The organism is Cohnella zeiphila (assembly GCF_014212055.1).
GTDB lineage: Bacteria > Bacillota > Bacilli > Paenibacillales > Paenibacillaceae > Cohnella > Cohnella zeiphila.
The window spans coordinates 120,489-146,389 of the sequence record NZ_JACJVO010000021.1 but is presented as its reverse complement, the minus strand read 5'-3'; the positions used below and the strand labels follow the sequence as shown (position 1 = coordinate 146,389).

The following is a 25,901-nucleotide window of genomic DNA, read 5'->3' as shown; positions in this document are numbered from 1 at the left end:
GCACTTAATCAGGTTAAAATTTCCTAGAAGCTGCCGATAAATACTACTGGATACAATAACTTCGGGGGTGGCTGTATGAAAGACAAAGTCAAGGGGTTAGTTGCTGGACTGCTTTTAGGTACGATGGTAACAGGCGGAACCATTTATGCCGCGAGCTCAAAAAGTATTGAAGTCACAATAGATAACTTTAAGTTTATGGTGGATGGAATTCAAAAACAACCGACTTCAGGTCAAGCATTTATTTATCAGGGCACTACCTTTGTCCCCCTGCGATTTGCTGCTGAAGCAACCGGAAAAGAAGTTCAGTATGAAGGCAAAACGAAGACGATATGGATTGGAAAAAAAGAAGGTGAGTCTACATACTTGTCGGATCTAGACTACGCCCATGCTGAAGGAGTTGCGAGCAATCCGATTCGAGGTTTTGAGCAATTTTATATTAATAAGTGGAAAAACTCTAGCTATCACATAGATGGTAAATTTGAAATTGCTGGGGAAACCTACGATCATGGTCTCGCAGTGGATTTAGGACGCGCATATACGGGTGAAACAGGCACGATTTATTATAATTTGGACGACAAATATTCTAAATTGACTGGTTATGTGGGAATTGACGATTATACAAAGGACTCAGCCTCCTTTGGGTTTGTGACCATTTATGGTGACGACCAAGAACTCTATAAGAGTGACGATTTAGTTGGTGGAAATCACGCAATCCCATTTAATGTTAATGTTGAAGGCGTCGCAAAGCTAAAAATTGAATTTAGCTTTACTGACGATGGTAAAGAGTCAATCGACCTTGTTGAACCTAAACTGTTCCAATAATTCAGTTCAAAAAAGGGTTGGCATCGCCAACCCTTTTTACATAAATGCGACAAGTGTTTAATTTCCCCCTCGCCGCTCATTCATTCTTGGATTTCTCGCTCTCCCCTTTCTTGAGTAATTCTGAAGCATATTGGGCAAGTCTTATGGAAATTTGGGACCTCAACACTTCACGAACAATCCCGAACCTGTCCTCGTATCCGCGGCAATAATATTTATGGTAAATGATGTCGTCCTGGGTCTCAGATTCGACCACCTTGATGTTCCGCGACCGTAAATCGCGTCGCAAGGACGCCAGATCCGATGTGATCCTGTCCATGATCAGCTGTGTCATCGCTGCAAAGTAACTTTTGAAAATATTGGAGGACCGTAAAATGTCTTGATAAGCGCGGTCCGTCATGGTAAGCATATGGGGTAACATGATGTAATCTCTAATCATCGTCACTTCATCGGTGGTCGGTCGGCCTTTAATCATTGGTTCATTTCGTGACGGATACTGCTCTTGATGCTCGGTCAGAAGCATCTTGGACTTCCAGCGTTCATTACCGGACAGCTTATTCATTTGAAATGTCCTCCAATCTGCCCAGCTCGCTCACGGGCAACTCCAGACGATAATAAGGACGATCCCCTTAGAATAGCAGCATCACCATACCGCTCTTTTATGGCATCAGTCGCTCGCTCCAGCGCATACGCTTCAGGTCGATTATCAAAAAGGGTAAGCTGATAGGTCTCGTCACTGGAGAGTTCCGTTAATGCAATGTAGAGCCGGCCTACAGGTAAGCCCGACCAGTACTTCTCAAAGAGCTTGCAAGCTGCAGCGGCGACCTCATGCGTTAATGAACTGGGTTGCGACAGCGTCATTTGGCGACCAAATCCTGTTACACGCTCTCCATTCGTCTCCATCGCTCCGACCGAAACAACACGGCCCTGGTAACCTAGCCTCCGCGCTCGCCGGCATACCTCCACCACAAGCTCCAGCAAAACAACTTCAATGTCTTCTCGGCGCGTATACAAATTAGCTCGAAGTGCCTTGCCGTGACTTACTGACTTCAAGGCGCCACGAATGGATGGTACAACCGGACTCGGATCGATGCCTCGTGCTGTTTGCCAGTAGTATTCGGCCTGGATATCTGACTGTTTCCCCATTTCCCGGCGCATCCGCCGCTTGAATTCGCCGAGCTCAAGGCGAGCGATATCACCGATCGTGGGCAGTCCCATCCGGATGAAATGCCTCGTCATGCGGCTTGCAACCATAAACATTTGATGCACCGGCAATGGCCAGAGGTCATACTCGATGTTTTCTGGACCCAGTTTATAAATACCATCCGGCCTTTTTTTAGCGAAATTGTCCGTTGCCATCTTGGCCAGGATCTTGGTTGGCCCAATCCCGCACCGGGACCAAACCCCTGTTGCAAGCATGATACGGGACTGAAGCATTTTCGCAATTTCTTCGGGGGAACCAAACGATGAAATCGACCCAGTCACGTCGATAAACTGCTCATCGATACTGAAGGGCTCTACCTGGTCCGAGACGGACTCGAATATCTCCGTTATGAGAAGCGAAATCGTAATGTAACGCTGCATACGCGGGCGAATCACCACTAGATCCGGACATTTCGCGAGGGCCTCACCCACTCGTTCCGCCGTCGTTACGCCTCGTGCTTTTGCAATTGGACAAGCAGCCAGGATGATGCCGTTTCGCCGTGCCGGATCCCCAACCGCTACTGGCTTATCTCGGTACTCAGGATGGGCAGCCTTTTCGACGCTCGCGTAAAAAGATTGGCCATCGATTAAAAATATGGTGCGCTCAGGAGGCATGGAGCATCACCGGCTCCACCGCTAGAATGCGATCTGTCCTGAAGCTTCTTGGCAGTCCCTTCTCTACATCAATCGCCCGGACCGTGCCATTCTTGATCTGAACAATCCGAATCGTTCGCATACTGAAATGCTGGCTTCTATCCATGTACACCACGCGGACCAACCGCCCGACATACTTTTCAATGGACATTTTACTCGCCCTCCGATGGGAACATTTGTTCTAAGTTTAATACGAACTATTGTTCTCATCAAGAGGTCAATTTATTCCTTTCGGATTACTTTCCTGAGCCGGTAAGTTTTTGAATAGGAGGCAGTTCGGGGAAGCAAAATACGATCAAATCGCGGAGGTGATAAACATTGGCAGCTAACGATCGCAATAACGAATTGGTCGTTCAGCAAGCTCGCGCTGCGCTGAACCAGATGAAAACAGAAGTTGCTCAAGAGCTTGGAATCCAATTCTCACAAGATGGCTACTACGGCAACATGCTGACTCGCGATGCCGGCCGGATCGGCGGCAACATCACCCGCCGCCTTGTACAAATGGCCGAGCAACAGCTTGCTGGCCAGCAAAGCAATTGGAACCAGCAAAGCAACTGGAGATAAACGAAAAGAGCAGAGGAACGTTGCCTCTGCTCTTCTTTTTGGTACAGGATTGGAGGAGATTTGCTTGTTGAATTTGCTTTCATTGCTTTCCCTTGTTTTAACGATGACGACATCAAGTGATCAGTTGGATGATCTAAAAGAAGTTGCGACCTTCAAGCTCCAGACCCTTGAGAACCCCTCTTACACGGCTGAAATTAAGGTTCCCTATCCGTTAGATCCTGGTCAGCCTGTCTCTAGAGCCAGAATCCATTACTTCGATAAATACAGCCAGAAATTCGTTTTTAGTCTTGATGAGCACAAAGCATCCGGCTATAAGGAAATGCGAACAGAAACGATTGTCGATATTCGGAACCATACTACGACGACTAGAATGATTGAAGAGGATTTTAAGTTTATTCCTCGAGGTAAAAAGGTTCGTATTAACAAGACCCAGGCTTATTTCGAACCATGGGCAAACCGTGAAACGGGAGGGTATTTACGCTGGATACAAAATGGCACTTACGTGGAAATGGAGAGTGTGGAACTACCCGAACAAATAATGGTTGATCTTGCGAAAACAATAAAATGAAGGTGTTATGATGTTCAGGAAGCTTTTAATTTTACACATGCTTGCTTTGTTTTTTTGGCCTTGCGTTGCATCTGCCTTAGTAAGTAAGCCAACTGATGATTCAAGGGAATTACAGCTCCAAGAAATGCTCATACTTTTTTTACTGCCAGATATGAGGGAAACACTTGGCGAAGAGTACTCTAAACATCTAAAAACGACTCCAGATCTGTTCCCGTATTATATTGATATTGAACACGTTGAACGATTAAACGGATTTCGAGGTTATGACTTTCTTATCACACTTGAAGCTACCCCTACTGTGGGGCCGCATATTGTTGTTGGTAAGGATCGATTTATATTTGAAATTTCCCCGACAGTTAACGTAAAGCTCCTTAAGTTCGAACATATTAAAGGTCCTGACAGAAATGATTTCCCTTCAAATTATCTGTATCTTTTAAAATAAAAGCTGTGAATTACAAGTTCTGTCCTCAGTACGACATCCCCAGGAAATGGTCTGCTCAAGGATCTTGAGCACGTGCTTTTTTCGTGCCATACTGTCTTTGAGGTGGTTATTATGTGCGGACGGTACACGATAACGATAAGTCTCGACGAACTGATGACCCTTTATGAGATCGGAGAATCCAGTGTAAGCCCCATGTTACCGCGCTACAATATTGCTCCAACACAGCTAGTACCTGCGATAATTAACGATGGACAGCGAAATAAGCTAGGTGAACTTCGTTGGGGTCTCATCCCCTCATGGTCAAAGGATGGTAAAGGAGGTTTCAAGATGATTAACGCTCGTGCTGAGACCATAGGCGAGAAGCCCGCGTTTAAAAGTTTACTTTCGCGAAAACGCTGCATCATCCCTGCTGATGGATTTTATGAGTGGAAAAAGAGCGGATCGGACAAGCAGCCCTATCGCATCGTACCAAGAGACGGAGGATTATTTAGTTTTGCAGGTTTGTACGATACGTGGGTAAATCCGGATAGCGGAGATAGATTAAGCACTTGTACAATCATTACGACAAAACCGAATGAGTTAATGGAGGATATACACGATAGGATGCCTGTCATTCTAACCCGTGACAATACAGACGTGTGGCTGGACAAGGGCAACCAAGACAAGGATCTGCTCTTATCTTTGCTAAGACCATACGAAGCCGAAAAAATGCGGGCGTATAAGGTCGATAAGGCTGTTGGAAATGTTCGAAATCATTCGCCAGAGTTAATTGCGGAAGCGAAATAATAAGCAGCGAGGATATCCCTCCTGCTTTTTTTTGGCATTCAGACAACACTATCAGCTTTGTGCTTTGACAGAAAGTGAGTCATTAGCTGCCATCCAAGACAATTTTATGAGTACTGCCGCTGTAAAATACGGTTTCATAGTTACTAGTTGCTCTGACTTAAAAAAATCTTGTAAGCGCCATCGATGCGATCTCACCATTTCAATTTCATTATAGTGAAATATTACAATACTCCCTTTACATGTAATAAAAGCCGGCTTTCAGCGATTTTAATCGCGTGCAAAAAAGGGTACCTATTTATGCGCTGTGTTTCCTGGCGCTTTCCCAATTCGCGAACAATGACGCGGTTACTCCGACAGGCTCGCCTCTCTTCCGGTAGAATACGTAAGGGTTCAACGCGGTAAACTTTTGGCGCTTATCCTCAGCGTTAATCCACTCACCAATTATCCGCACCTTGCGAAGTCGTGCGATCGTCTCTTTTGTTTTCGTCTCCGTTTAGCCGATGACCTCTCCGATTTCTTTATCGTTGAGAAACCATATCTCGTGGTCCTCCGCAAATGGATCGGCACATATGAGGTTTGTTTCGTAATGAACGTATGGCAGAGGCTTATAGACGAATCCAAGATCGGCCGCAGTCATATTAAATGACTTCAGCGTCGTAAAGTACGTTTTAATCAGCGCGTCCACGTCCCCTCCGGTTTTCTTCCGGAAGTGGTACCGACTGTTTAGCGTGAACACTCCGTCAGCTTCGAATAAAATGCTCCGAAGCTCGAACTCGTCGATGATGGTACGTGCGGTCCGTTTACTGACATTCCATATGCGCGCTAGGTCGTTGATGGTAAGCGGAATGTCCGCTCGCCCCTCCGTAACCAACACGTTCGATTTAAACGCGATATACGGTTGAATGAGCAGTAGATAGCCGCAGTATTTATTCGATAGTTCTTGGGGTAATCTCTCGTATGTGTTGCATATACGTAAACGAAAAATGCCGCTTATCTCGACTCGCCCAACTGCGACGTCTAGCGGCTTCGATCCGCTCTGCTTGCGTGTATTTAAAAAGGTTACCACGCTCGTCACGTGCCCACTCTGCGTTAATCGGCGCTAAGGCTCCGACAGGCGCTCCGCTGATTAGGCGGCCGACTCTTCGTGCTGTTATGTTACGCACTAGCGACATCACTCGCCAAAGCCGATTCGACTTCTCGCAATGCCTGTGCAGCCTTCTTAGCCTCGCGTTGAATCGCTTTAAGCCCGCGAATAGCCTCCGAGACGTTCACGTTAACTTTGACGCTTAATCCGAGCTTTTCTTCTCGCTCCATTTACAACGCCTACCTCTCTCAAAATAAAAATATGCGGAACAGGAGCGCAGGGAGTTCGCTCTTTTCGGCCCGTCGGCCTAGTTCCGATTTAAGCCTTGTGCGGCTTCATAACCCGTAGACAACTAATCGCAAGTTTTACAAGTGATTCTCGGAGGAATCTTGCGGTATTTGTCGAATTATTTTCGTATGAAGAAGAAACCACTCAGCGCGATTCATCTTTATACTGCGGCAATTGATCACAGACCTATCGCCGTTTATATCGATGATGAATGTATGGGCAACGGTCTTGTCGAGGAGATTACTGATTTGTATGTGAAGATAGGCGGAGAGTATTTTCGCAGAAATGTATGTTCTTTCTTTTATACCAAAAGCTGAATAGGCAGACTGCTTTCTCTGCAGCCGGCTTCGTACTTTATTTGATTTGTTAAACCACATCAAACTGATCTTCTCTTTCAACGTCACTTAGCATTTTAATTAGTTTTTCACGGTCAATCAATCGTATGCCTGCTTTACTGGCTAGTTGTATTGCGGACTTAGTAAAGTATGAGGTGGTAATCACCCAACCGTCAGAACAATCATAGATAATTTTGCCAGCAATAACCTCCTGTATTGCAGAGTTTCCTACGGATTTACTAGGATCGTATCTTTTCGCCTGAATTGCAATTGTTTCGTTGTTCTTCTTAAGGATTAAATCTACTCCCTGATCTCCAGTAGTGCTCGTTCCTTTGACTTTATAACCAAGTCTAGAAAAAAAGTAGGCTAGATGCTCCTCAAACTGCACTCCTGACATTTTATCAATATCGTTAATCCTGCTTTCGCGTAAAATACGAATTTTTTCCTTTGCAGCAGCAGCCTCTTCATCAATCTTTTTTATGAAATCCAAGGCTTTTAAAATCTCTGTATGAACGCTGTTAGCCTTGGATAAATCACTTCGAGCTTGTTGAATACGGCTTGTGACCTCCAATCCAAACAAATATCGAGAAAGCAGAATCATAACAAAGTAACCCAAGACAATGACCCATAGATCATTTATAAATTTGATCCAACCAAACGCTAATGCAAGTAAGACAATCCACCAGTAATACGCAAATGCCCTAAGAAGACTTTCACCCCACTTTGCAAACTTGTACTTCATATTGTATCTGTTTAGGTCCTTCGAGCAAAAACATTCATCGCAATAATCTAACCAGTACAATTCAGGAGGATAGTGTCTAAGATGTAATTGTTGCTTAAATAGTGGGCCTAGCCGATTTTCATTTACAAATGTATCAATTTCATCTGTATTATATTCTAAGGATTGCCCAGGCTTTATAACTTGATGTCTATAGCGAGATTTAACTTGAGATCCACAAGATTTGCAAATTCCTGATGGATTGATTTTGGGCTCCACATTCTTATGTACTCCGTTTGTGCATGCCTCACACTTCTTTTTTGTATAACCGAACTTCACACCATGAACACATTTTTGAAAAATAACTTCATCTATAAAGATTTTTAGGAATACGTATCCGAGAAAGCATAGAAAAACAGTACCTAGTATAATTAAGATTGTATCCACTAACTCAGACTTGCCAACATACTCTTCATATAACGTGTACAAAGCTCTTCCAAAAATCGCTTTAAACACTATACCCAAATTTTCTCACCTTCTTACATACATATAGTGATAATAAAAATACCCCGCTTTTCGGGGCAATACAATCAGGCAAAAATACCCACAGCCATCATAGCAAAAAATGGAGATTGCGACAATAATCCATTAAATTCGCTACCAAATAGTTTTAAGGTGGCCGGCGTTCTTTTATTCATATTCGGCTTGACACTTTGACAAGAGATTAATTGCTATACAGTAAAACCAACAAACTCCGGCGACCGCATCTTCCCGCTTTTCGTCCAATTCCGGAATCTTACGCGAGCCTCGATCATAGGCTCCACGTATACAAAGTTCCGGTCTTCTCCTGTAACAAGCTTTCGAGCTACACTGTAAAACGCTTGTTTCTGCGCGGCCGGCACCGTCGAATCGAACTCGATGATTCCCGCTGGCCTTCCGTTGTACTCGACGAGCCATCCGAACTGGTTCTTGAGGTATCCCGAAATGTAAACGTCGGCGTACGTATAGTTGATGATCTTTTGCCAACTTTCGCTACGTCGGCCGACATATACGCCGCTCTTCTGCTTCGCTACGATCCCCTCGAGTTTCCGTTCCTTTATTACGTTGAACAACGCGGTCCCCTCGTTTTCCACCGATAAAACACGTGAGAAATACGGGGAATTATCGAGTGCAGCCGCGAGTATCTCCTTTCGCTCGATCAGCGGTAACTTCCGTAGATCCATGCCTTTATAACGTAGGATATCGAACGCGAAGAAATGAACCGGTTGGGTTGCGGCAGCTACGCGAATCTTTTCAGCTTTTCGCAGTTGAAACCGCCTCATCACCGCCTCGAAATCGACTGCTCCTGTTTCCAGATCAACAACCGCGATTTCACCGTCGAGTACCATGTCGGAGTCATCAGCGATCGGGACCTCGTGCAATTCCGGATACTGGCGAGTTACATCGCTATGATGACGTGTATAAATGCGGGCGACTCCATTTTCAATCGAAAAGATCGCACGATGACCATCGATTTTCGGCTCATATAAGTAACGTGGATCGTCAAATGGATCTTCGCGTTTTGCTAGTAGCATCGGTGTGAGGAACATTGCGCATACCTTCCGTACGTAAAGTGTGATATACCAATTGTATCATTCGGTCGCGGAAGGATAAATCGGTAATTGTTTGAATATGAGGAAAGCCGAGGAGCATAAAAGCAGTAGTTAAAAAGGTGGGGTTGGACCTGGCGCATAAAAACTAAAAAAGGAGATCTATTCCATATGAGATATATTTATGATATATTTATTTCGGTTCTTTTTTCTATTTTCAGTATATTATGAAATGGAGGTTAAAACTAAATCTTAAAAAAGGCGGTATGCATCTATGAAGATTACTCAACGTAGAATTCTTTTTTACATTGCGTGGCTTATTGGATTTTTATGTGTTCTAAAGCTAGTGAACTTTTTTGAAGAGTCAATAAAGAATGAAATTCAACGTACTTACCAATTGAACCCTGGAACCCAAGAAATATACTTGATTTATTTTATTTTCGGAATTTATATTGCTCTTCCATTTTTTCGAAAATGGAAATTTAGTTTCAATGCATTTGTAGCCTTTTTTGCTTTATTGCCGTGCATTTTAATATTGTTTTTTCCTTCTTTAATCAATTTCCTAAATGCCAGTATCAATACTAGCGTTCTATCACTGATTTGTGGATTGCTATTCATATTTTCATTTTTTAAAAATCAATAAAACCAATCACTAACGTTAAGGGGAGTGTCATAATGAAAATCAAATCTAGTTTTATTCTAGTTATAATGGTCATGCTATTCCTTGCCTCAAGCGGTTCCGTTCTTGCTGCCACAAATACCTCCCCAAAAGGCAAAGTTTTATTTAAAGCCGATCAAATTACGGACATTGATTCGATAATTGAAAGGGCGAAGAAAGGTATTAATGATTCTAATTTGGTTGACAAAACCACGGAAACTTCTGATATTGTTTTAAATTCGGATGATGGCAAGCATGCAGTTAACGCTAAAGTTACTAAGTATCGCACTAGCCAGCTTTTAGAACGAAGGCTCACTCCCGAAAACAGTGTCGTTGAAACATATGCTGTTATGGACGTATCAACCACCATAACAAGAGGAGATGAGGCTTGGGATCCTTCTATTGCTGTCAGAGCATACTCAACAATTTATGTTGAAAGAACAGTTGTTAATACTCGTGAATACTGGAGACTTACCAGTGTAACTGGTGGTTGGGCTAATTCAGATAATGGTATTGCTGTAACGAACAGACTGGTGCGAATTGGAACAACGGGATTTGCAGGTTCAATTCCTGTTGCACAACACCAAGAATTCAATCCATCTAGTAATACGTTCAGTTACGCCGCCCCTACAACTTGGAAACCAATTGATGCCGCAAAAACCGGTAATATGGCTACTGATCCTGTTGTAGGAGCTTATACCGAATGCAAGCTAACTGGATATGGCGATTCTTGGACCCTAACACTTTCTAATAACTTATAATTATAATCAAAAAACCTCGGTCCGTGACGCCGGTCGAATTTGGCAGAGCAGCACCTTGCCGGCCAGCAAAGCAACTTCCAAAGCAAATAGAGATAATACAAAAGAGCAGCGAGGTCTAAGCCTCCTGCTCTTTCTTTTCGTCCGCCGGTGGGTAAGCTTCTTTCAACGCCTCAATACTGTCGAACCGCTCTGTTTCAAATACTAGTTTGGCCGGCTCTTTGTCTGTGTGATCCTTGATGATGTTCCCGCAAAATTTCCCCGAACGCTCGAATACAAACATCGTACGACCAGGCTTATCTTTAAGGGGATACTTACTAACCACGGTATCTCCTCCCGTTGTTTACTTCGTTACCATCTCGACGCATCATGGCAAAACCCTTCATGGACTCCAAATGAATCTGCGAATTACCCGCGTGGTCATCTGCAGAGCGGGATTTTTTATAACTGGAATAAAACATCCCTTGATAGGGAACATTCGTTCGTATATGATTAGAACAAGTTCGTGTTACGATTTGTTAAATGGAGGCGGAAATCATGTCCATTGACAAGTACGTAGGCAAGTCGTTGGACATTATTTACGTAGACAACGAGGGGCAATTCACACAACGAAGGATTACGGTACATTCCGTAACGAACGGAAGTGTTCGCGCGTTCGATCACTCAAAAAGGGAATTCCGCATGTTTAAATTACCGAACATCCTTGCGCAAAAGCCGGTGAGCGGCTATGCCTCCTGAGCGCACGATATTTCTAATCGATGGGCAATCGTTTTACGCTTCGGTTGAAAAAGCTGCCCCCCCGAGTATCGCGATAAGCCTGTCGCAGTTGGAGATCCGGATCGAAAATCGGGAAACATCCTCGCTGCTTGTCCGGTTGCAAAATCACGTGGAGTTACGACCGCCGAACGGGTTGGAGAAGCGCGGGCCAAATGTCCGGACATCGTCGTCATCCGGCTGCGAATGCAGCGTTACATTTCGATCTCACTTCTGATTACGCAAATATTCGAAAACTTTACGGACCTGGTCGAACCTTATTCGATCGATGAACTATCTCTCGACGTTAAGGGCTCGCTTGCCTTGTTCGGAAGTCCGTACGGGGTGTGGTCACGCGTGGGTATCGGACCGACGAAAATACTTGCCAAAATGGGAACCGACAACTTCGCGAAGAAACGGCCGGACGGTGTGTTTCGGCTAGGTCTCGAGAAAATTGAAAAAGATTTGTGGCCGTTGCCCGTGCATCAAATGTTCATGGTCGCGAGCCGCATGACCCGGCATTTTATCCGGATGGGGCTGCCAACGATCGGGGATGTCACACGATTGGAACTCGGGGAATTCAAACGTCGCATGCGGCGGGAAATGGGTAGACAATCGGATATTCAAGCGGAATATTACTGGCAGACTGCGCGTGGAATCGCCCCCTCCCCCGTTGTTCCGAGTATTCGCAATAAGCTTCAATCCGTAAGTCACGGGAAGGCATTACGAAGCAGCTTATATCGTAGGCTCGAGGACATCGAAGTTGTCTTACTCGAACTCGTCATCGAAGTCTGCCGTAGAGCCCGCCGGCATGGTTATATCGGCCGCGTCGTATCCGTCGGTGCCGTAGAAACAGATGGGGAACGCGTTCTTTACTTCGGTCGGCAATTAACGTTGCCTCACGCGACATCATTGACGCATGAAGTTGCATCGGCGGCTCACAAGCTTTTCGTTGAGCATTGGCGAGGCCTTCCGATTAGTCGATTGTTTATTTCGCTTACCGATCTCGCGAGCGATTCGGTTTACCAGCTCACTTTGTTTGACGATCGGCCGGCCGCTTACGAGATCGAACACGCTACCGACTCGATTAAGGATCGGTTTGGAGACGCAGCCAATGCGGGCTTCTTCGATGTTGGAATCGGGCGTTGCACGAGAAAGAGCAGGACAAATCGGGGGTCATTTCAAATGAGTAAACTCGATGGGAACGAAAGGTGGAAATCGAAAATGCTTCTTACCGAACATCAGGAACAATTCGAGGCACGCAAAGAGCAGAAGCCTGCTCAGCGACAAACGGAGGACGAACGCTTCTTAGTTCGGGATTACATCGTCCTGCCGCATATGCTCACTATTGCGGATAACAGCCAGCGTGGCAATCAATCAACAGCCAATCCACTCAGGTCACTAATTGACATCTTTCTCCAGACATTAATGAATCGGATAAGCGGGGAAATGCAAAGTATCGTTCGCGAGCTTACCAGACGTAACATCCGAGTGAGTCAGGACGAACACGTTGACGATATTTATTATTATCAGGTGCGATGTCGCGGATTCGTCGAGAAAGTCGGATACACTCGCGAAGTTATGAGGTCGGAAATCCGAGTTAAGATGAAGAAATTAACTGAGGAAATTCTAAGACCGATCTTTGTGCAGAAGGAATGAGGAGGGATAGAATATCTTACCGTCCCTTCTTCTTACAACGACACACTCTATGCCTGTTCGCTGAAGCTTGAATTCAGATATGGTAAAAGGGAACCGTCTAAACCAAACGGTTCCCTTTTCTTTAATTAAAGAAATCGCTACGAGTTATCACCCATTAGTAAATGTTCCGTTTGTATTACTAACGATTGTGTTTGTGAGAGTCCTCGTATCTTCACCGACCTTTACCACTCCGGTAATAGTCATCTTTGCTATTAAGCCTAAATGAGCAATGGATTTAGGGTCAAGTACTTTAGTGTTTCCATATCCAATGTTTCTGGCATCGTAGAACTCATTGAACATGACAACATATGAGGTTGGAAAATCGAGAGAGAGTTGTCGGAAGCCCTCCACATATCCCGCGATTTGGTCGATAGTAGTTAAAGGAACCGAATTAAAAACATGCGCTTGAGCCCTAAAATAGGTAGCATCACGCGAGTAAGACTCAAACCCAATTCCGCCAGCATCGATAATTCCAGACGCAGCGAATGGTTGAACTTGTGAGCTAGAAATTTTATTCATTTCGTTTTCAGAAACAATTGTCAGATCAGAAAGATTTAAATCTTCGAGAACTTCTTGCAGATCAACAGCTTGATCAGGATGCGCTAACTTCTCTTGCTTAGCCTTTTCTTTAATTAATTCTACCTCTTCTTCAGTGGCGGTGTGTACAGTAGAAGGATCGAATGGAAGGCTAGTTGACAACAGGGAGTTAATTTTATCTTTAGATAACACATGTTCGTTAACCGGTAGAGGGGCCGCCGCTTCAGCCGCTGCCGGAATGGAAATAGCAATAGCTAACGACGCGATGGAAACAAAGGAAAAAAGTTTTTTCATTAAAACCTCAACCTTTCTATTTATTATTTTTTGAAAGTAATTTATCAATTTGTTCTCGGCTCAATCCTTCATTAAAGTTTAGACTGGAAGTATTCTCGATTTCGATCGCCAATTGTTCGTAAGAAAGCAACCTATTTTCAAGTACAGCCTTTTGGAGAGTATGCAATAAATTCGCTAGTAAATGTTTATCGTCTTCTTTTCCTTCAGACACTAAAATTTCATTAGCAAACAAGCGAAAATCATCCAAATCCGATCTACGCAGAAGAAGACTAGATTCCAAACAAATCTGAATCAATTTTAAATCGAAGCAATCGTACGAATTGTCCCTCCAGTAATTAATCTTGTGCAGATCGAGAAGCATCCTAGCTCTCTCATCAGTCACGCCTCTTTTTAAAATTCCTAAAGCATGATCAATCATTGGACAAAGTTTCTTCTCGAACCGATCGAGGTCAGCTGTCTTTGCCATGTAAACAAATCCTCTTTGTTTTTCAACATGGATTAGAAAGCCGATCTCATAGAAGAAATAAAGAAGTCTCCGCGAGTATTCTATTAATATCACCTCCTTGTTATTAATAGTATCGACGACACGTTCGTTTGTTTTATAGATGATCACTCATTTGTTTATTTTTAACATTTATTTAACGAAATTTTACATCCAGATAATAATCTTATATTTCTGTTCTCCTTTAACTTTCTTATCCAAATTTAAAAGAATGGTCCTCTTCCCACTAATGCCAGAATAATGTAGAATTGTGTCTAAAGACATGGTGCGGAGGAAGCATTGATGAAGATTTTAGGTTGGATATTCGTTCCCTACATTATGATCCTTTTTCAGTGGAGAAAATTGGGTTCCACCGGTAGAATTCTTGGAACAACATGGGCAGCTATAGCCTTGATTATCGGAATATCCGGAGCAATAGGCGGTAGCCAATACGACGACACGACCGCGACGTTATCAAGCACTCCACCGGCTTCGACTACGCCAAGTCCATCGGCAACGCCGGAATCTTCAATGGTTGTGGTGTCACCGGTACCTCCGGTCATGGGCACGCCGGAATCCATACCACCAGTGATCGAGTCAGCAGAGCCGATGCCAACGGTTACAGGCTCCGCTTCTCCAATGCAGCGAGTGGAAGTCGAAGTTAGTGGCGATCAAGTTAGCGGTATAAATTACGATGACAAGATCGAATTCCCCGCAGATAAGTATCCGGAGACAGCCGCGCACATTCTGGCAGCTATAAATAGCGGAGAGTCCCCCGTTTGTACAATCGACAGGAAAGACGCCGAGGAGCACCGATCGGAATCCCTGAAAGGTATCGCTACTAAAGACGGTTATGACCGCGATGAATGGCCGATGGCTATGTGCGCGGAGGGCGGTTCGGGCGCTGATATTGCATACGTAACTCCATCGGATAACCGTGGAGCTGGTTCGTGGGTTAGTAACGAGCTGGAGGATTACACGGACGGGACGCGAATCCTCTTCGTGATCGAGGGAGGGAAAAGCGAAAAGGTGATTGAGGCAACGAAGAGTTCGGATAAGGCGATTCAGTCTAGTAAATCTCCGGAATCTTCACCGAAGGCTACACCGAAATCAACGCCTAAACCTACTACGAAGCCGACTCCGAAACCAACACCTAAGCCGACACCAAAACCGGTTGAATCGACTGAGACCGTTTATTATAAAAACTGCTCAGCGGTTAGGGATGCGGGGAAAGCGCCGCTCTATGAGGGAGATCCAGGCTATCGGAGCGCTTTAGATAGAGATCATGACGGAGTAGCATGCGAATAAGAAGGTCCCGCCCGAGTATCAAGTCTGGCGGCTTTTGTTTAAAGAACATATTAAAGGTAAGTTTAGCACTGTTACTAAAAACGGAATCCCGTAACTCAGGTTTCTAGATGTCCGTTTGTTGTTCGGTAATTAGTAGGTGGAAAAATTTCGTCCCTTTCCCGCTTCCTCTTCAATAAAAAAAGGGGGGTTGGATTGTCAACACAAAACTGGACAACGATTATGAGGGCAACCGTCTGAATTCAGCGGGCGTTCGATAACCCAACGTCCCATGAATCCGATGCTCATTAAACCAGTGGACATAATCACGGAGCTCCACCGACAACTGCTTTAGGCTTTGGAACTGTCGTTGGTTGGCAAACTCTGTTTTGAAAATCTTGAACGTAGCCTCAGCGACTGCGTTATCATACGGACAGCCCTTCTTGCTCAGCGAACGCTGGATGCCGAAGGTAGCTAGCGCCTCCGAAATCAGGCGGTTGTCAAACTCGCTGCCACGATCCGTATGAAACATCTGAATTCGATCCAGCCGCACGGAGAGGCTTGCAATCGCCTCGTAGACCAACTCAGCTGTCTTTCTCTGGCCGCAACTATAACCGACCATCTCGCGGTTAAAGAGATCGACAAATAAGCAGACGTAGTTCCACTTGCCGTCCACGCGTACGTACGTTAGATCGCTGACGACTACGGCGTAAGGCTCGTCCTGGCTAAACTTGCGCTGCAGTTGGTTGGTCGTCTTCGATTCGTTGGGTGCGGCCTTGTAAGGCTTGTACTGGGCCACCGTGTAGGAGGAGACCAAGCCCTGCCTCTGCATGATCTTGCCGATTTTACGGCGCGAAGCTTGGATGGATCGTTTCGTGAGTTCCACCTTGATCTTACGGGTGCCGTAGTTGTTACGGCTGTCTCGGAATATCTCGACGACTGCGTCTTCCAGCTTCTGCTCGTCCGGATTTAAGGCCGGTTTTGGCTTATAGTAATACGTGCTCTTGGGGAGCTGCAGGACGCTACACATTGCTGATACCGAGTATTTGTGGGCATTGCTGCGAATCACATTTACTTTCGTCCCATGATCAGCGCGGCTTGCTTTAAAATGTCGTTCTCCATCTTCAGACGCTGAACTTCCTTGCGCAGTGACAGCAGTTCATTTTCTTCCGGTGTGCGATTATCCTTAGCCGAAAAGGATCCTGTCTGCTGGCTTTGGCTAATCCACCGGTCCAGGGCGGAAGCCGTTAAACCATACTCCTTGACGATGCTGGCCCTCGATTTTCCGCTCTCGAATAGCTGCACCATCTGTTTTTTAAACTCATCTGTAAAGGTCCGTCTGGGTTGGGGCACGGCTCATCCGCTCCTTATCGTTTCGTCTATTCTACTCCCCCTCATTTTTTCTGTCCAACTTAGTGTAGACGATCCATGGGTGGAATTGAATAAGCAAAGAAAAACGAGCCTCTAGAATAGCTTCTAAGGTTCCTTTTACGTTAGGGAGACATATTTGTACCCCCTAAAATTTATGTTTTTTCTCAAATAAGCAGTTTTTCAGTGGCCTCGAGATACTCTGCAGGGCTTCTTTTGTAAGGTTGGTGCGGTCGAGAGGACTCGAACCTCCACAATGTTTCCATTACTGGCACCTGAAGTCGGCGTGTCTGGCCCGGGACGCGCTAAATTCGGGACCGGGAAAAGCAGATGGAGCCAGGGTTCCCCGTGTTGAAGAGACGCGTAAGATTATTTGCCAAGTGGATTACATTCGCCGAATCTGGCGCGGGTGAAAAACGCGTCGACCAGACAATCTGCTCTAACTCTCCATTCTGCTTTTCCCTCCATTTCCTTATTGGAGGGTCGTATCCGTATGACGATTACGAGTCCAGCCACTCCCCACAGCCTGCCGGGCTTCCACTGGCCTGAATTTCAAGACCAGGTTCGGCAGTTTCTCCTCGCCGCCTCCCATCGCGGTTTATCTCCCCGAACGATAACGTACTATTCCTTCCACCTGTTGGGCTTGGAACGATTTTTTATCTCTCGCCAGATGCCATTCCTCGCTTCCAACTGCGTAATGGTCCTTCAGGACTGGCTTCAACAATTGAACGAGCAAGGCTATGCCCGGCATTCTATTCGTGGCCGATTTTATACTTGTCGACAATTTTTTCGATTCGCATTTCCGGATACAGCTGGAGAAAACTTCGCCATAGCCATGCCTTCGAATTCACAGGTCAACCCTTACGAGCCCATCTGCTTCACGGAAGCGGTAGTCGAACGGATTCTTCATCAACCCAATCTCCGGCGATTCACTGGACTGCGGGACTACACCATGATGCTGTTATTGCTGGATACCGGTATTCGACTTACCGAATTAAGTACTCTACTTATTTTCGATCTGTACTTTCAGGATGGCTTTATTCGCATTGCCCAAGGAAAAGGCGACAAAAGCCGCTTCGTCCCCATGCAAAACACTTGCGCCGCGGTACTCCGTTCATATCTGCGACTACGCGGCGGACAGCAGCAGGATGGCTTATGGATCTCAAGCAAAGGGCAGTCCCTTCAGCCTGACACGATCAAGCAGTTGATCATCAAGTATTGTCATGACGTCGGTATACGCGGTTCCGCCCATGCCTTCCGGAGAACGATGGCCAAATCTTTCTTGATGAATGGCGGTAATGCCTACGCTTTGCAAGCCCTTTTAGGACATAGCGACATCACCATGACCCGTCAATATGTGCCGTTTCAGCCCGCCGATGTACGCCATCGGCACGAAACATGCAGCCCCGTCGAATCGCTTCTTCGTTATGCCCAGAAATGCAAAGTAGAAAGGAAGATGTCTCGTAAATAGTCCCGTTAAACGTCGTACCAATCGCATATCCGCCCAAACGGATCGGTCTTTTTCCGCCAAACCGTCGAACGAGGAGTGGATCGATCTGTTCCTTCAGGACTGCCGATCCCGGAACCTCAGCCAGCGCTCCATTGCTTATTATGATAGCACGCTGCATTACCTGCTGCCGTTTCAGCTTCGGTCTGTAAAGGATCGTATTCGCGATTACGGACTTAGGGCTAAAACTTCCGGTGTTCGGGTTTCCCCGCATACGTTTCGCCACACCATGGCCAAGCTTTATATCCGAAACGGAGGCGACCCGTTTTCATTGCAGCAAATACTTGGCCATTCCTCGCTAGATCGGTACAAATGTATGTGCGGCATTTCAGCAATGAGGTGAAGGAGCAGCATCGGAAATATTGCCCGGTAGAACATATGCAAGCCCGGAGGAAGTGATCTCTTGAAAAAATGAAGCATTGCTGAGAACCCCGCTAAGCAATGCCCCATCAATTTACAACAATGACTATTGATACGAATAGCGAATCATGAAAATTTCGATCATATCCTTGTTATGTTGATCTAACACCATGTAAGGATCCGACTTGTCCGGTCTAATAAACGTCATTCTCATATTGACGAGTATACCTTTAATCGAAACGCCTCTGCCTGAAAAAAAGACAGATTATCCGCATTCATGGTATCTAGCAAAACATTTCTTCTTCCAAATCCATGACTTCATAATTCCCTGATTGGCTTATTTCATCAACTTTAAACAACATAAACTTACGCTTTCCACGTTTCTGTTAACTGCCAATGTTACGACATTTAGCCAAAGCTACGGTGTGCCCAAACAGCACTTCTTATATTTCTTACCACTTCCACATGGACAAGGATCATTCCTACTTAATTTACTTCCATCATAGTACTTCAACTTTTTTGAGGGAAGATTTTCCGATAAATTTCCCCATATCGAATCTAATTGTTTATCATCTCTAACGAACATAAAATTATTAACTAAATGTATTTTGTTATCAATAAACGAACATAATCCTAGCCATTCAGTGTAATTGTACTTAGATCTATTTATAACAATAAGATTTTTAAGGAGTTCAAATACCTTTTCCTGGTCTTTTTGATAAGCAGATATAATTGTTATACCAAAATTAGGTTTTTCATCGAAGTTGCCGTGAAGATACGGCAGGGATTTCACCTTTATTTGTTTACTGACACTAGTTTCTCGGTTCAATGAGTGTATCAGCGCAATTATTTGATCCTGTACGCTATTGTTAAAGTCCAGTAATCTAAGTACAAGATTGGAAAAACCACCACTTTGATTTTCATACTTCTCAATTTGTCTTACTAAATGATAGTACTCTGTGTTATACTTCTTCTTTATTTTATGAGACTCAATATTAATAGCTTTTCTATTATAGTACTCATTAAAAATGCTGCTAAAATCAGGAGTAGTTAACCTTGCATCTTCAGACTTGTTTAAATAAATATTTCGGACAAGGACACTCTCATCCATATCTTCAGTGAAAAAATCGTCCAGTCCCTCTGTTTCTTCTAATAAATAAAACCCAAATAAATCAAGTTCATACATGTGTTTAAATGTTCCACTAATTTGGGCTTTATTATTTAATTTTTCTCTGAAATAAATATAATGAAGAAACTGATTTGGAAATTGTGTAAAATCTGCTATTATATCCAAATCAGTATAAGTAACAGACCACGGGAAGTTTTCAATATTTACCAATCCGATATTATGCAATTGCTTTAAATTAGTCGAAAGTTCAGAAAAATATTCTGAAGTAACATTCAATAAATAAATATTTTCATACCCGTTTTTCTTGAGACGAAATATTTCTTTTTTGCTCTTATCTTCAAATATAGGTTCATGAGTTAGCGTTATATACTCTTTAGCTCGATTTGCTTGCATTGCCGCATAATCAATATTATCATAAAGAACATTCTCTAGCCGACCAATGGCACCATTGCGTGCTGATTTTGAAAAAATCCCACTTTTAGCTTCAATGAGAATAATACAGTTATCATACTTAACTAGCCCATCCAGTTCGCAGCGTTTTCCCTCTTTAGATATGTAGTATAAGGAACTATAGATTTCAGCAGAAGGAAATATTTTCTTAAATAGCTTCATTGTTAAATCTTCTAGGCAATCTGATTTATATGCATTGTAACTTTGCCATTTTTTTTGATTTCTTTTCAACTCGTCTTCAAACCGATCCTTCATACACCATCTTATTGTCATTGGATTAATTAAAAAAAACTTATTGTCTAAATACAAGATAGGCTTTTCTTTAAAGGGGTTAGTATCATTAAAATATTTAATGTTGTTCAGCTTAATTTGTGTAATATCAACTGAAAAAAACTCCAAAAAACTTCTAAAAGAAACTCTATCAATATCCGGTGAATTCATTTCAATTGTTTCTTCATTAAAAAATAAAGTTTCGTTGAATTTATATGCGTGCATCTCTTCAAACAGACGCATCCCCAAATACTCATCATTCAAATGTTCAACAGTACCTATCATGCTATCTAAGTCATTTCTTATTTGTTCCAATATTTTTTTATAATGTTCATTTATTATGTCAAGGAATTTAAGGGCCTCATCAAAATCGAACCCAATAGATGCTTTGAATGTATTGCTATACGGTTTAAAGATTGCACTGTTAAATTTATCCTTCGGCTGGTAATGGGAATAACCTTTTATTGTTGCAGTAGCCGAAATGTAGTTAGCCTCAAATAAAGCTTTATTAATATCGGAGATATCTGTCTTTCCATCAACTTTTCTAATGTTATTAGAAAGCTTCCACAATGGAATCAGCTTTTTGAGATTCTCTAATATTCTGCCGTTCTCTTGAATGCTCCCCTTACCTTTTTTGCTTTTGTCAAAGCCTAAACTTAGAAACACCCCGACAAGATATTCAAAATCAATTGGCGACATATAAGAATATTCATTACGTGTACCAAAACTAATCCAACTTAAGACTGCACTGTAAGATAAAAATTCAATCATATTTACATTTTCGCAAAAATCATATATTTCTCTTATTTTTTCATCCATTTCCATATTAACCTTACTCTTTAATAGTTCAAAATTCTCCATAAAGGCTCCTTAGCTAATAAACGATTTAAAAAAAAAACTCACCCAAATCTTTTCTCTAATTATTTCTAGAAATTAATTCTCTGGTTTTAAGAACTTTCCACCCATGTCGCTCTGCAACTAGAATGTCCTCTAAGCTTATGTGCTTCTCATTAATCGCTATACCCGCAAAATGTGTAGGTCTACTTAAAGCAACATACGCTAATTTAAGTGTGTCCTTAATTTTTACAACTCTTGTTAGCTCCTCATCATGACTTCCTAATAAAAAAGGCATGATTCCAACTAGATCAGAATAATCAGTTCTAACAGTTGACTCTAGTAACAATGTAGATAAGTGCGTTTCTCCTTTAACTCCGTGCACTGTATTTAAATGAATTAATACATCCTGGTGTTTAAACCTATTATTATCAATAGTTTCAATTTGAGTCTCAACAGTAAACATTCTAATGATAAAATTTTTAATACTTTCGACGTCAGCCTTAGTATCTATAGCTTCTACAGTAGATAGAAAATCTTCTGTTATGATTTTTTCATATAACAAGTGAAATTGGTCAAGTTCTGAATTGTATTCCTGACATAAATAAACTCGTCTAATAACCTCAGATAGGAGGCTTCTTAATTGGTTGTGTGCCAACGGAAACTCGCTATTAAGCAAATCATTTAATCTATTGGAAGCATACTTCGAGCGATTCGCGGGATTTTTCATTCTTAATGTTTTCGACATCACTTTATATACTTGTCCTAAACAATCAGCAAAATTTGATTTCCTCTGACCGTCATTTTTGGATCTTTGGTACCCTTGGTGATAATGTCCAACAGCTTCATGGTGTTGGGCAATTGCATAAACTTTCTTACCAATTAACGGTAATCCATATATTTTAAGCAACCTCGCATATGCTTCAAGTACCTCTGCCTGATTATCATACAGAAGTATATGGGGTTCTAAGGATGGAACAATCTCGCTTCCTTCTAAATGATCGTATCTTTCAATACAGGTTGTTCTTAGTATTTTCGCTATCTTTTCCCCAAATCTATTACTCGTAGCTATTTCTTTCCGTTCTTCTACAGGAGGCTCCCAAGCATCAGGCTCACCATAATACAAATTATAAAGGGCTTGATATGGATCACCGAAACGTTGTATTACTGTTTCTTTATTCCCTTCTATTAATCTTGTTATTAATTGATATTGGTCGATGCTAGTATCTTGTGTTTCATCCATAAAAAAATATTTAAATCTCGCTTGGAACGCTCGGCTTAATTTCGTTGTATTATTTTCGATATACCACTTAGATAGTGCTATTGTATCACTATGTCTTAGGTAACCTGAAAAAAACATATCCTTAAACGTTTCTTGGAGCTCACTGTGATATCTTTTATCCTCAAAACCTACTAACGAAATCTCTCTAGTGTTATTGTCTATTGAAAGTTTTGTTCTATCTACAGCAGTAATAGGGGGGGCAAATCCCCACCAAGCTGGTTTATGCTTCTCAAAAAAATTAGAGAAGTAAGCTTTATACTCATCATTTTCTATGAAAAAAAAACGTTCACGATTAATAAGGATAGAATACGCTTTTAGCGAAAAAAAGCTGTTTAAAAATTCATGAATTGTTCCAATAAAATGAGGATATGAAACATCATTAATGCCTAGAATTTTTAATTTATTTAGAATCTCTTCAACGCCGACATTTGTGTGTGTGATAACACATATACCATAATCTAAATCGGCTTCCTTTATTTTTTTAATTATGATTGCAATTTTTGCAATCAAAACAGTGGTTTTCCCACTTCCTGGACAAGCTACCACATCACCGGATCTACCGTAGGCTATAATATTTCTTTGTTCTTCAGTGAAACTCTTAGTCTGTCCTAGAAGGGCTGTTTCCACATCGATAATATCTTCAATAGTGATATCAATCATTACTTGGCCCTCCAGTTACATGATAAATAGCCTCCCGCAAGTATTTTAGATATTCATCTTGAATTATCCTTTCTCTAGCACCCTCATCATTTGCATGAAGCACTAAAGCTAACTGTTGTGCTACGGAAGCTTTTGAAACTTTTTTCTCCAATAACGGCTTATATACTTCATACGCCGCTGCTTCTCTAAAGCTGATATCTTCTATCTTCTGTTTTACATCTGATAATTTCCTTGAATTAGATTCACTACTAGGATTTTTATATTTAACATTATGGATCGCATCCAATAATTCGTTCCGAAGAGAACTCATAGCTATTTCGTATTCTAAAGTCCAATTTGCCGCCACAAAAACCTGAATATTGTCATCATTACCATACTCCGCTCTTAAAGTACGAGCTTTACTCTCTCTGAGGGAGTTAATAGTCTCTTGCGACAACTCTTCTTTAATAAAATCAGCAATTTCATTTATATCGCTGCTCGACAAAGCAGAAGAGTAAACTTCCAAAGTAGCGGTCAGAGCCTTCTTAGTACTAAATGATTGAAAAACTAGAGGAATGAGATCTTCTTCTTCTACATTCATTTTTTCAGTAATAAAAGATAAATGCTCGTTTCTAATAATGTATATTGCGCTCGTGATACTTTCTTCAGAATCATAGTAATATGGCATTGGCTTTATATCCACATCAGTAATAACTGCTACTGGCACCTTTAATGGAGGAAAATCATTCAACCATTTTTCTGACCGAGAATAGATATTAACATAGCGGTTAAAGGCAGTATTACCTATATTCACAATGGAAACCCCATATTTATGTAGTGGCCGTCCAATTAGTTCAGCAATGGCAGGCACTAATAAATTCTCCGCGTCACCCTCAACAAAGATAACCCCCTTTGCAAAAAACAAATTAGCTTTTGTTGAGTCTAGAAAACGTTCAAGAAATTTATAATCATCTAACTCAAGTTCCGTATTTTCTCCATTCATTGGATATGCCGTTCCATCATGCACTAGTATAATATGTTCGAGCTTAGTAGATGCTGCCAGTGTTGTACTATGGGTAGTTAATATAAACTGCCCCCCTGTCGAGCTCTCTGACCAATTTTTCTGTAAATATTTGATCAATCTTAATTGCGCTTGAGGATGAAGATGAGCTTCAATCTCCTCAATTAGTGTAATATTGGGTCCAATAGAAAGTGCATCATCATGAAGTAAAAGCTCAGCAGCTATAAATAAAAGATTCAAACTACCTAATCCTGATGGAACATCCTCAAGTAAAAGACTTAATTTCTTTAAAATCTCATTCAGTTTAACCGGGGTTACTTTGAAATAAGATTCATGTTTCTCTTCACCATTCATTGGTTCATTGAAAAAGTTGTCCAGATAAGCCGTTAATTCAGATTTTATCGTTTTATCTTCACCATCTGAGTAGGGTAGATCAAAGAACTCTTCGACTTTATCATTAGCGTCTTGAAAAGCAATTTCTAAAGGGTGCTTTTCAAGTAAATCAATCCTCCTAAACGCTCTATGGTTTTTTAAGATCTGAGCGAGTCTAGATCTTACACCTGGTTTAAGCTCATTCTCAGCATCTCTAAGTGGCTTGAGATATGTTGACTTCAGTAGCTCTCGTGCAAGTCCCTCTAGTTTAGTAGAAGCATTTTCAGGGCCAGCTTTAATTGTTCTTTCTATTCTTTCGCTGGAGAGTAAATCACTTTTCACTTTTTTTGCTGTCACTCTGACTTGTAGTTCATATTTCCCATCTTTATCAAAAGTAAGCCATTCCAGAAAAATTCCTGCTTCTTTCTCCGACAATCCCGAAAAAATACATTCGATTTTTATCTCCTGAGCCGTATTACCGGCTATATCAACATGAAAATCACTTTCAGATATACGAAATGAGTCTTCACTTGAGGTACCTAAAGTGATTTTTATGGCATCAATTATTGCTGTTTTTCCTGAATCGTTTTCCCCAATTAGTAAGTTAAAACTTTCATTAAACAAAACAACCAATCCTGGTAATTTGCTATCCTGTGTAGACACCCCGTACTTTCTAAAATTCCAAATATTCAGCTGTCGTAAAAACATAATACGATACCCCTCTCTGTCCGACCTGATTAGACAATAGAACTACGTATCACTATATAATTCCACATCTATATACCTACTCCTTTCAAACTAATGTTGAATTTTGTAAAACCTTGTTTAGAAGTAGAAAAAGAAGACTGGTTTTTAAAGAAATAGCGGCAGTCCAAGACTTTGATAAATAAAGCCTTGGTAAAACAAGCAGGTGGGTAAAGATTTCGTATTGTGCAGCCTATTAAGATTACGTCTGTGTAAATGATGAGTGGATTATCAAAAAATAAAAAAAGCTCATTAGAGATAATCTCCAATGAACTAATCTGGTTAATGCGATACCGGTGAGAGGGCTCGAACCTCCATGGGTTTCACCCAATCAGTTGTCTGCATCTTTTCAAAATTCGAAGAAAAATAAACTAATTTCGATAAAAATAAAAACCCTTCCGAAGAAGAGTTT

The 25,901-nt window shown here is 42.2% G+C and carries 23 protein-coding genes and 1 pseudogene; 11 read left to right on the top strand and 13 right to left on the bottom strand.

The window, feature by feature from the left end; all coding sequences use genetic code 11:
• The first annotated feature begins 75 nt into the window (after positions 1-75).
• Positions 76-822: an NPCBM/NEW2 domain-containing protein gene (locus tag H7C18_RS17350; protein ID WP_185130349.1), complete on the top strand. Its 747-nt coding sequence runs from the start codon at positions 76-78 to the stop codon at positions 820-822.
• Positions 823-898: 76 nt separating this feature from the next.
• Here H7C18_RS17350 and H7C18_RS17345 read toward each other — a convergent pair whose 3' ends face one another.
• From H7C18_RS17345 to H7C18_RS17335, 3 genes are read right to left on the bottom strand one after another with little or no spacing between them, the layout of a single operon-like run.
• Complete coding sequence (locus H7C18_RS17345; protein ID WP_185130348.1) at positions 899-1,381, bottom strand: YhjD family protein; 483 nt, start codon at positions 1,379-1,381, stop codon at positions 899-901.
• Positions 1,378-2,637, bottom strand: coding sequence for a DNA polymerase IV (locus H7C18_RS17340; protein WP_185130347.1), 1,260 nt, complete (start codon positions 2,635-2,637; stop codon positions 1,378-1,380). Before H7C18_RS17340 ends, H7C18_RS17345 begins: the two co-directional genes overlap by 4 nt.
• Positions 2,627-2,827, bottom strand: coding sequence for a hypothetical protein (locus tag H7C18_RS17335; RefSeq protein WP_185130346.1), 201 nt, complete (start codon positions 2,825-2,827; stop codon positions 2,627-2,629). The genes H7C18_RS17340 and H7C18_RS17335 overlap by 11 nt, the downstream gene beginning before the upstream one ends.
• A 230-nt stretch (positions 2,828-3,057) precedes the next feature.
• Here H7C18_RS17335 and H7C18_RS17330 point away from each other — a divergent pair, with 230 nt between their 5' ends.
• From H7C18_RS17330 to H7C18_RS17315, 4 genes are all read left to right on the top strand, one after another.
• Entirely contained in the window at positions 3,058-3,240 is a 183-nt protein-coding gene (locus H7C18_RS17330) for an alpha/beta-type small acid-soluble spore protein (protein WP_273386997.1), read from the top strand.
• The gene (locus tag H7C18_RS17325) at positions 3,194-3,808 is read left to right on the top strand and encodes a hypothetical protein (RefSeq protein ID WP_185130344.1); all 615 of its coding nucleotides are present in this window, start codon (positions 3,194-3,196) and stop codon (positions 3,806-3,808) included. Before H7C18_RS17330 ends, H7C18_RS17325 begins: the two co-directional genes overlap by 47 nt.
• 10 nt (positions 3,809-3,818) lie before the next feature.
• On the top strand, positions 3,819-4,250 hold the full coding sequence (locus H7C18_RS17320) for a DUF3888 domain-containing protein (RefSeq protein WP_238357761.1): 432 nt from the start codon (positions 3,819-3,821) through the stop codon (positions 4,248-4,250).
• A gap of 111 nt (positions 4,251-4,361) precedes the next feature.
• On the top strand, positions 4,362-5,036 hold the full coding sequence (locus H7C18_RS17315) for an SOS response-associated peptidase (RefSeq protein ID WP_185130342.1): 675 nt from the start codon (positions 4,362-4,364) through the stop codon (positions 5,034-5,036).
• A gap of 1,155 nt (positions 5,037-6,191) precedes the next feature.
• Here the strand turns inward: H7C18_RS17315 and H7C18_RS17310 are convergent.
• The 3 genes from H7C18_RS17310 to H7C18_RS17300 form a co-directional block, all read right to left on the bottom strand.
• On the bottom strand, positions 6,192-6,350 hold the full coding sequence (locus tag H7C18_RS17310) for a hypothetical protein (protein WP_185130341.1): 159 nt from the start codon (positions 6,348-6,350) through the stop codon (positions 6,192-6,194).
• Between the two features lie 424 nt (positions 6,351-6,774).
• The gene (locus H7C18_RS17305) at positions 6,775-7,977 is read right to left on the bottom strand and encodes a restriction endonuclease (protein ID WP_337913709.1); all 1,203 of its coding nucleotides are present in this window, start codon (positions 7,975-7,977) and stop codon (positions 6,775-6,777) included.
• 215 nt (positions 7,978-8,192) lie between these two features.
• Entirely contained in the window at positions 8,193-9,050 is an 858-nt protein-coding gene (locus H7C18_RS17300; protein WP_185130339.1) for an ATP-dependent DNA ligase, read from the bottom strand.
• Between the two features lie 675 nt (positions 9,051-9,725).
• Between H7C18_RS17300 and H7C18_RS17295 the strand changes: the two genes are divergently transcribed.
• On the top strand, positions 9,726-10,469 hold the full coding sequence (locus H7C18_RS17295) for a hypothetical protein (protein ID WP_185130338.1): 744 nt from the start codon (positions 9,726-9,728) through the stop codon (positions 10,467-10,469).
• Between the two features lie 115 nt (positions 10,470-10,584).
• Here the strand turns inward: H7C18_RS17295 and H7C18_RS17290 are convergent, their stop codons facing one another.
• Complete coding sequence (locus H7C18_RS17290; RefSeq protein ID WP_185130337.1) at positions 10,585-10,791, bottom strand: hypothetical protein; 207 nt, start codon at positions 10,789-10,791, stop codon at positions 10,585-10,587.
• A gap of 402 nt (positions 10,792-11,193) precedes the next feature.
• On the opposite strand from H7C18_RS17290, the pseudogene H7C18_RS17285 reads away from it, so the two are divergent.
• Positions 11,194-12,408, top strand: a pseudogene (locus H7C18_RS17285) (DNA polymerase IV).
• The gene (locus H7C18_RS17280) at positions 12,405-12,878 is read left to right on the top strand and encodes a YhjD family protein (protein ID WP_185130336.1); all 474 of its coding nucleotides are present in this window, start codon (positions 12,405-12,407) and stop codon (positions 12,876-12,878) included. Before H7C18_RS17285 ends, H7C18_RS17280 begins: the two are co-directional and overlap by 4 nt.
• A gap of 147 nt (positions 12,879-13,025) precedes the next feature.
• Here the strand turns inward: H7C18_RS17280 and H7C18_RS17275 are convergent, their stop codons facing one another.
• Positions 13,026-13,748, bottom strand: coding sequence for a hypothetical protein (locus tag H7C18_RS17275; protein WP_185130335.1), 723 nt, complete (start codon positions 13,746-13,748; stop codon positions 13,026-13,028).
• A 16-nt stretch (positions 13,749-13,764) separates the two neighbouring features.
• Positions 13,765-14,214 carry a hypothetical protein gene (locus tag H7C18_RS17270; protein WP_185130334.1) on the bottom strand — a complete coding sequence of 150 codons (450 nt, stop codon included), beginning with the start codon at positions 14,212-14,214 and terminating at the stop codon, positions 13,765-13,767.
• A 318-nt stretch (positions 14,215-14,532) separates the two neighbouring features.
• Between H7C18_RS17270 and H7C18_RS36035 the strand changes: the two genes are divergently transcribed.
• On the top strand, positions 14,533-15,537 hold the full coding sequence (locus H7C18_RS36035) for an excalibur calcium-binding domain-containing protein (RefSeq protein ID WP_420481865.1): 1,005 nt from the start codon (positions 14,533-14,535) through the stop codon (positions 15,535-15,537).
• 217 nt (positions 15,538-15,754) lie between these two features.
• On the opposite strand, the gene H7C18_RS17260 is transcribed toward H7C18_RS36035, so the two are convergent.
• A protein-coding gene (locus H7C18_RS17260) for an IS3 family transposase (protein WP_185130491.1) occupies positions 15,755-16,821 on the bottom strand; the annotation gives its coding sequence in 2 pieces (ribosomal slippage) (positions 15,755-16,620 and positions 16,620-16,821; 1,068 coding nt in all).
• A 553-nt stretch (positions 16,822-17,374) separates the two neighbouring features.
• Between H7C18_RS17260 and H7C18_RS17255 the strand changes: the two genes are divergently transcribed.
• Positions 17,375-18,352, top strand: a complete 978-nt coding sequence (locus tag H7C18_RS17255; protein ID WP_185130333.1) for a tyrosine-type recombinase/integrase — start codon at positions 17,375-17,377, stop codon at positions 18,350-18,352.
• A gap of 25 nt (positions 18,353-18,377) precedes the next feature.
• Positions 18,378-18,731: a site-specific integrase gene (locus H7C18_RS36030; RefSeq protein ID WP_185130490.1), complete on the top strand. Its 354-nt coding sequence runs from the start codon at positions 18,378-18,380 to the stop codon at positions 18,729-18,731.
• A gap of 435 nt (positions 18,732-19,166) precedes the next feature.
• Here the strand turns inward: H7C18_RS36030 and H7C18_RS35170 are convergent, their stop codons facing one another.
• The 3 genes from H7C18_RS35170 to H7C18_RS17235 form a co-directional block, all read right to left on the bottom strand.
• On the bottom strand, positions 19,167-21,422 hold the full coding sequence (locus H7C18_RS35170) for a YecA family protein (protein ID WP_185130332.1): 2,256 nt from the start codon (positions 21,420-21,422) through the stop codon (positions 19,167-19,169).
• A 91-nt stretch (positions 21,423-21,513) separates the two neighbouring features.
• Complete coding sequence (locus tag H7C18_RS17240) at positions 21,514-23,373, bottom strand: UvrD-helicase domain-containing protein (protein ID WP_185130331.1); 1,860 nt, start codon at positions 23,371-23,373, stop codon at positions 21,514-21,516.
• On the bottom strand, positions 23,366-25,453 hold the full coding sequence (locus H7C18_RS17235; protein ID WP_185130330.1) for an ATP-dependent nuclease: 2,088 nt from the start codon (positions 25,451-25,453) through the stop codon (positions 23,366-23,368). Before H7C18_RS17235 ends, H7C18_RS17240 begins: the two co-directional genes overlap by 8 nt.
• Positions 25,454-25,901: the final 448 nt, after the last annotated feature.

Coding starts and splice junctions, on each gene's coding strand:
- H7C18_RS17310 (WP_185130341.1), bottom strand. CDS start 6,350: ATGGAGCGAGAAGAAAAGCTCGGATTAAGCGTCAAAGTTAACGTGAAC.
- H7C18_RS17280 (WP_185130336.1), top strand. CDS start 12,405: ATGAGTAAACTCGATGGGAACGAAAGGTGGAAATCGAAAATGCTTCTT.
- H7C18_RS17235 (WP_185130330.1), bottom strand. CDS start 25,453: ATGTTTTTACGACAGCTGAATATTTGGAATTTTAGAAAGTACGGGGTG.
- H7C18_RS36035 (WP_420481865.1), top strand. CDS start 14,533: ATGAAGATTTTAGGTTGGATATTCGTTCCCTACATTATGATCCTTTTT.
- H7C18_RS17295 (WP_185130338.1), top strand. CDS start 9,726: ATGAAAATCAAATCTAGTTTTATTCTAGTTATAATGGTCATGCTATTC.
- H7C18_RS17320 (WP_238357761.1), top strand. CDS start 3,819: ATGTTCAGGAAGCTTTTAATTTTACACATGCTTGCTTTGTTTTTTTGG.
- H7C18_RS17255 (WP_185130333.1), top strand. CDS start 17,375: ATGACGATTACGAGTCCAGCCACTCCCCACAGCCTGCCGGGCTTCCAC.
- H7C18_RS35170 (WP_185130332.1), bottom strand. CDS start 21,422: ATGGAAATGGATGAAAAAATAAGAGAAATATATGATTTTTGCGAAAAT.
- H7C18_RS17345 (WP_185130348.1), bottom strand. CDS start 1,381: ATGAATAAGCTGTCCGGTAATGAACGCTGGAAGTCCAAGATGCTTCTG.
- H7C18_RS17270 (WP_185130334.1), bottom strand. CDS start 14,214: ATGGCAAAGACAGCTGACCTCGATCGGTTCGAGAAGAAACTTTGTCCA.
- H7C18_RS17330 (WP_273386997.1), top strand. CDS start 3,058: ATGAAAACAGAAGTTGCTCAAGAGCTTGGAATCCAATTCTCACAAGAT.
- H7C18_RS17240 (WP_185130331.1), bottom strand. CDS start 23,373: ATGATTGATATCACTATTGAAGATATTATCGATGTGGAAACAGCCCTT.
- H7C18_RS17275 (WP_185130335.1), bottom strand. CDS start 13,748: ATGAAAAAACTTTTTTCCTTTGTTTCCATCGCGTCGTTAGCTATTGCT.
- H7C18_RS17340 (WP_185130347.1), bottom strand. CDS start 2,637: ATGCCTCCTGAGCGCACCATATTTTTAATCGATGGCCAATCTTTTTAC.
- H7C18_RS17335 (WP_185130346.1), bottom strand. CDS start 2,827: ATGTCCATTGAAAAGTATGTCGGGCGGTTGGTCCGCGTGGTGTACATG.
- H7C18_RS17350 (WP_185130349.1), top strand. CDS start 76: ATGAAAGACAAAGTCAAGGGGTTAGTTGCTGGACTGCTTTTAGGTACG.
- H7C18_RS17300 (WP_185130339.1), bottom strand. CDS start 9,050: ATGTTCCTCACACCGATGCTACTAGCAAAACGCGAAGATCCATTTGAC.
- H7C18_RS17315 (WP_185130342.1), top strand. CDS start 4,362: ATGTGCGGACGGTACACGATAACGATAAGTCTCGACGAACTGATGACC.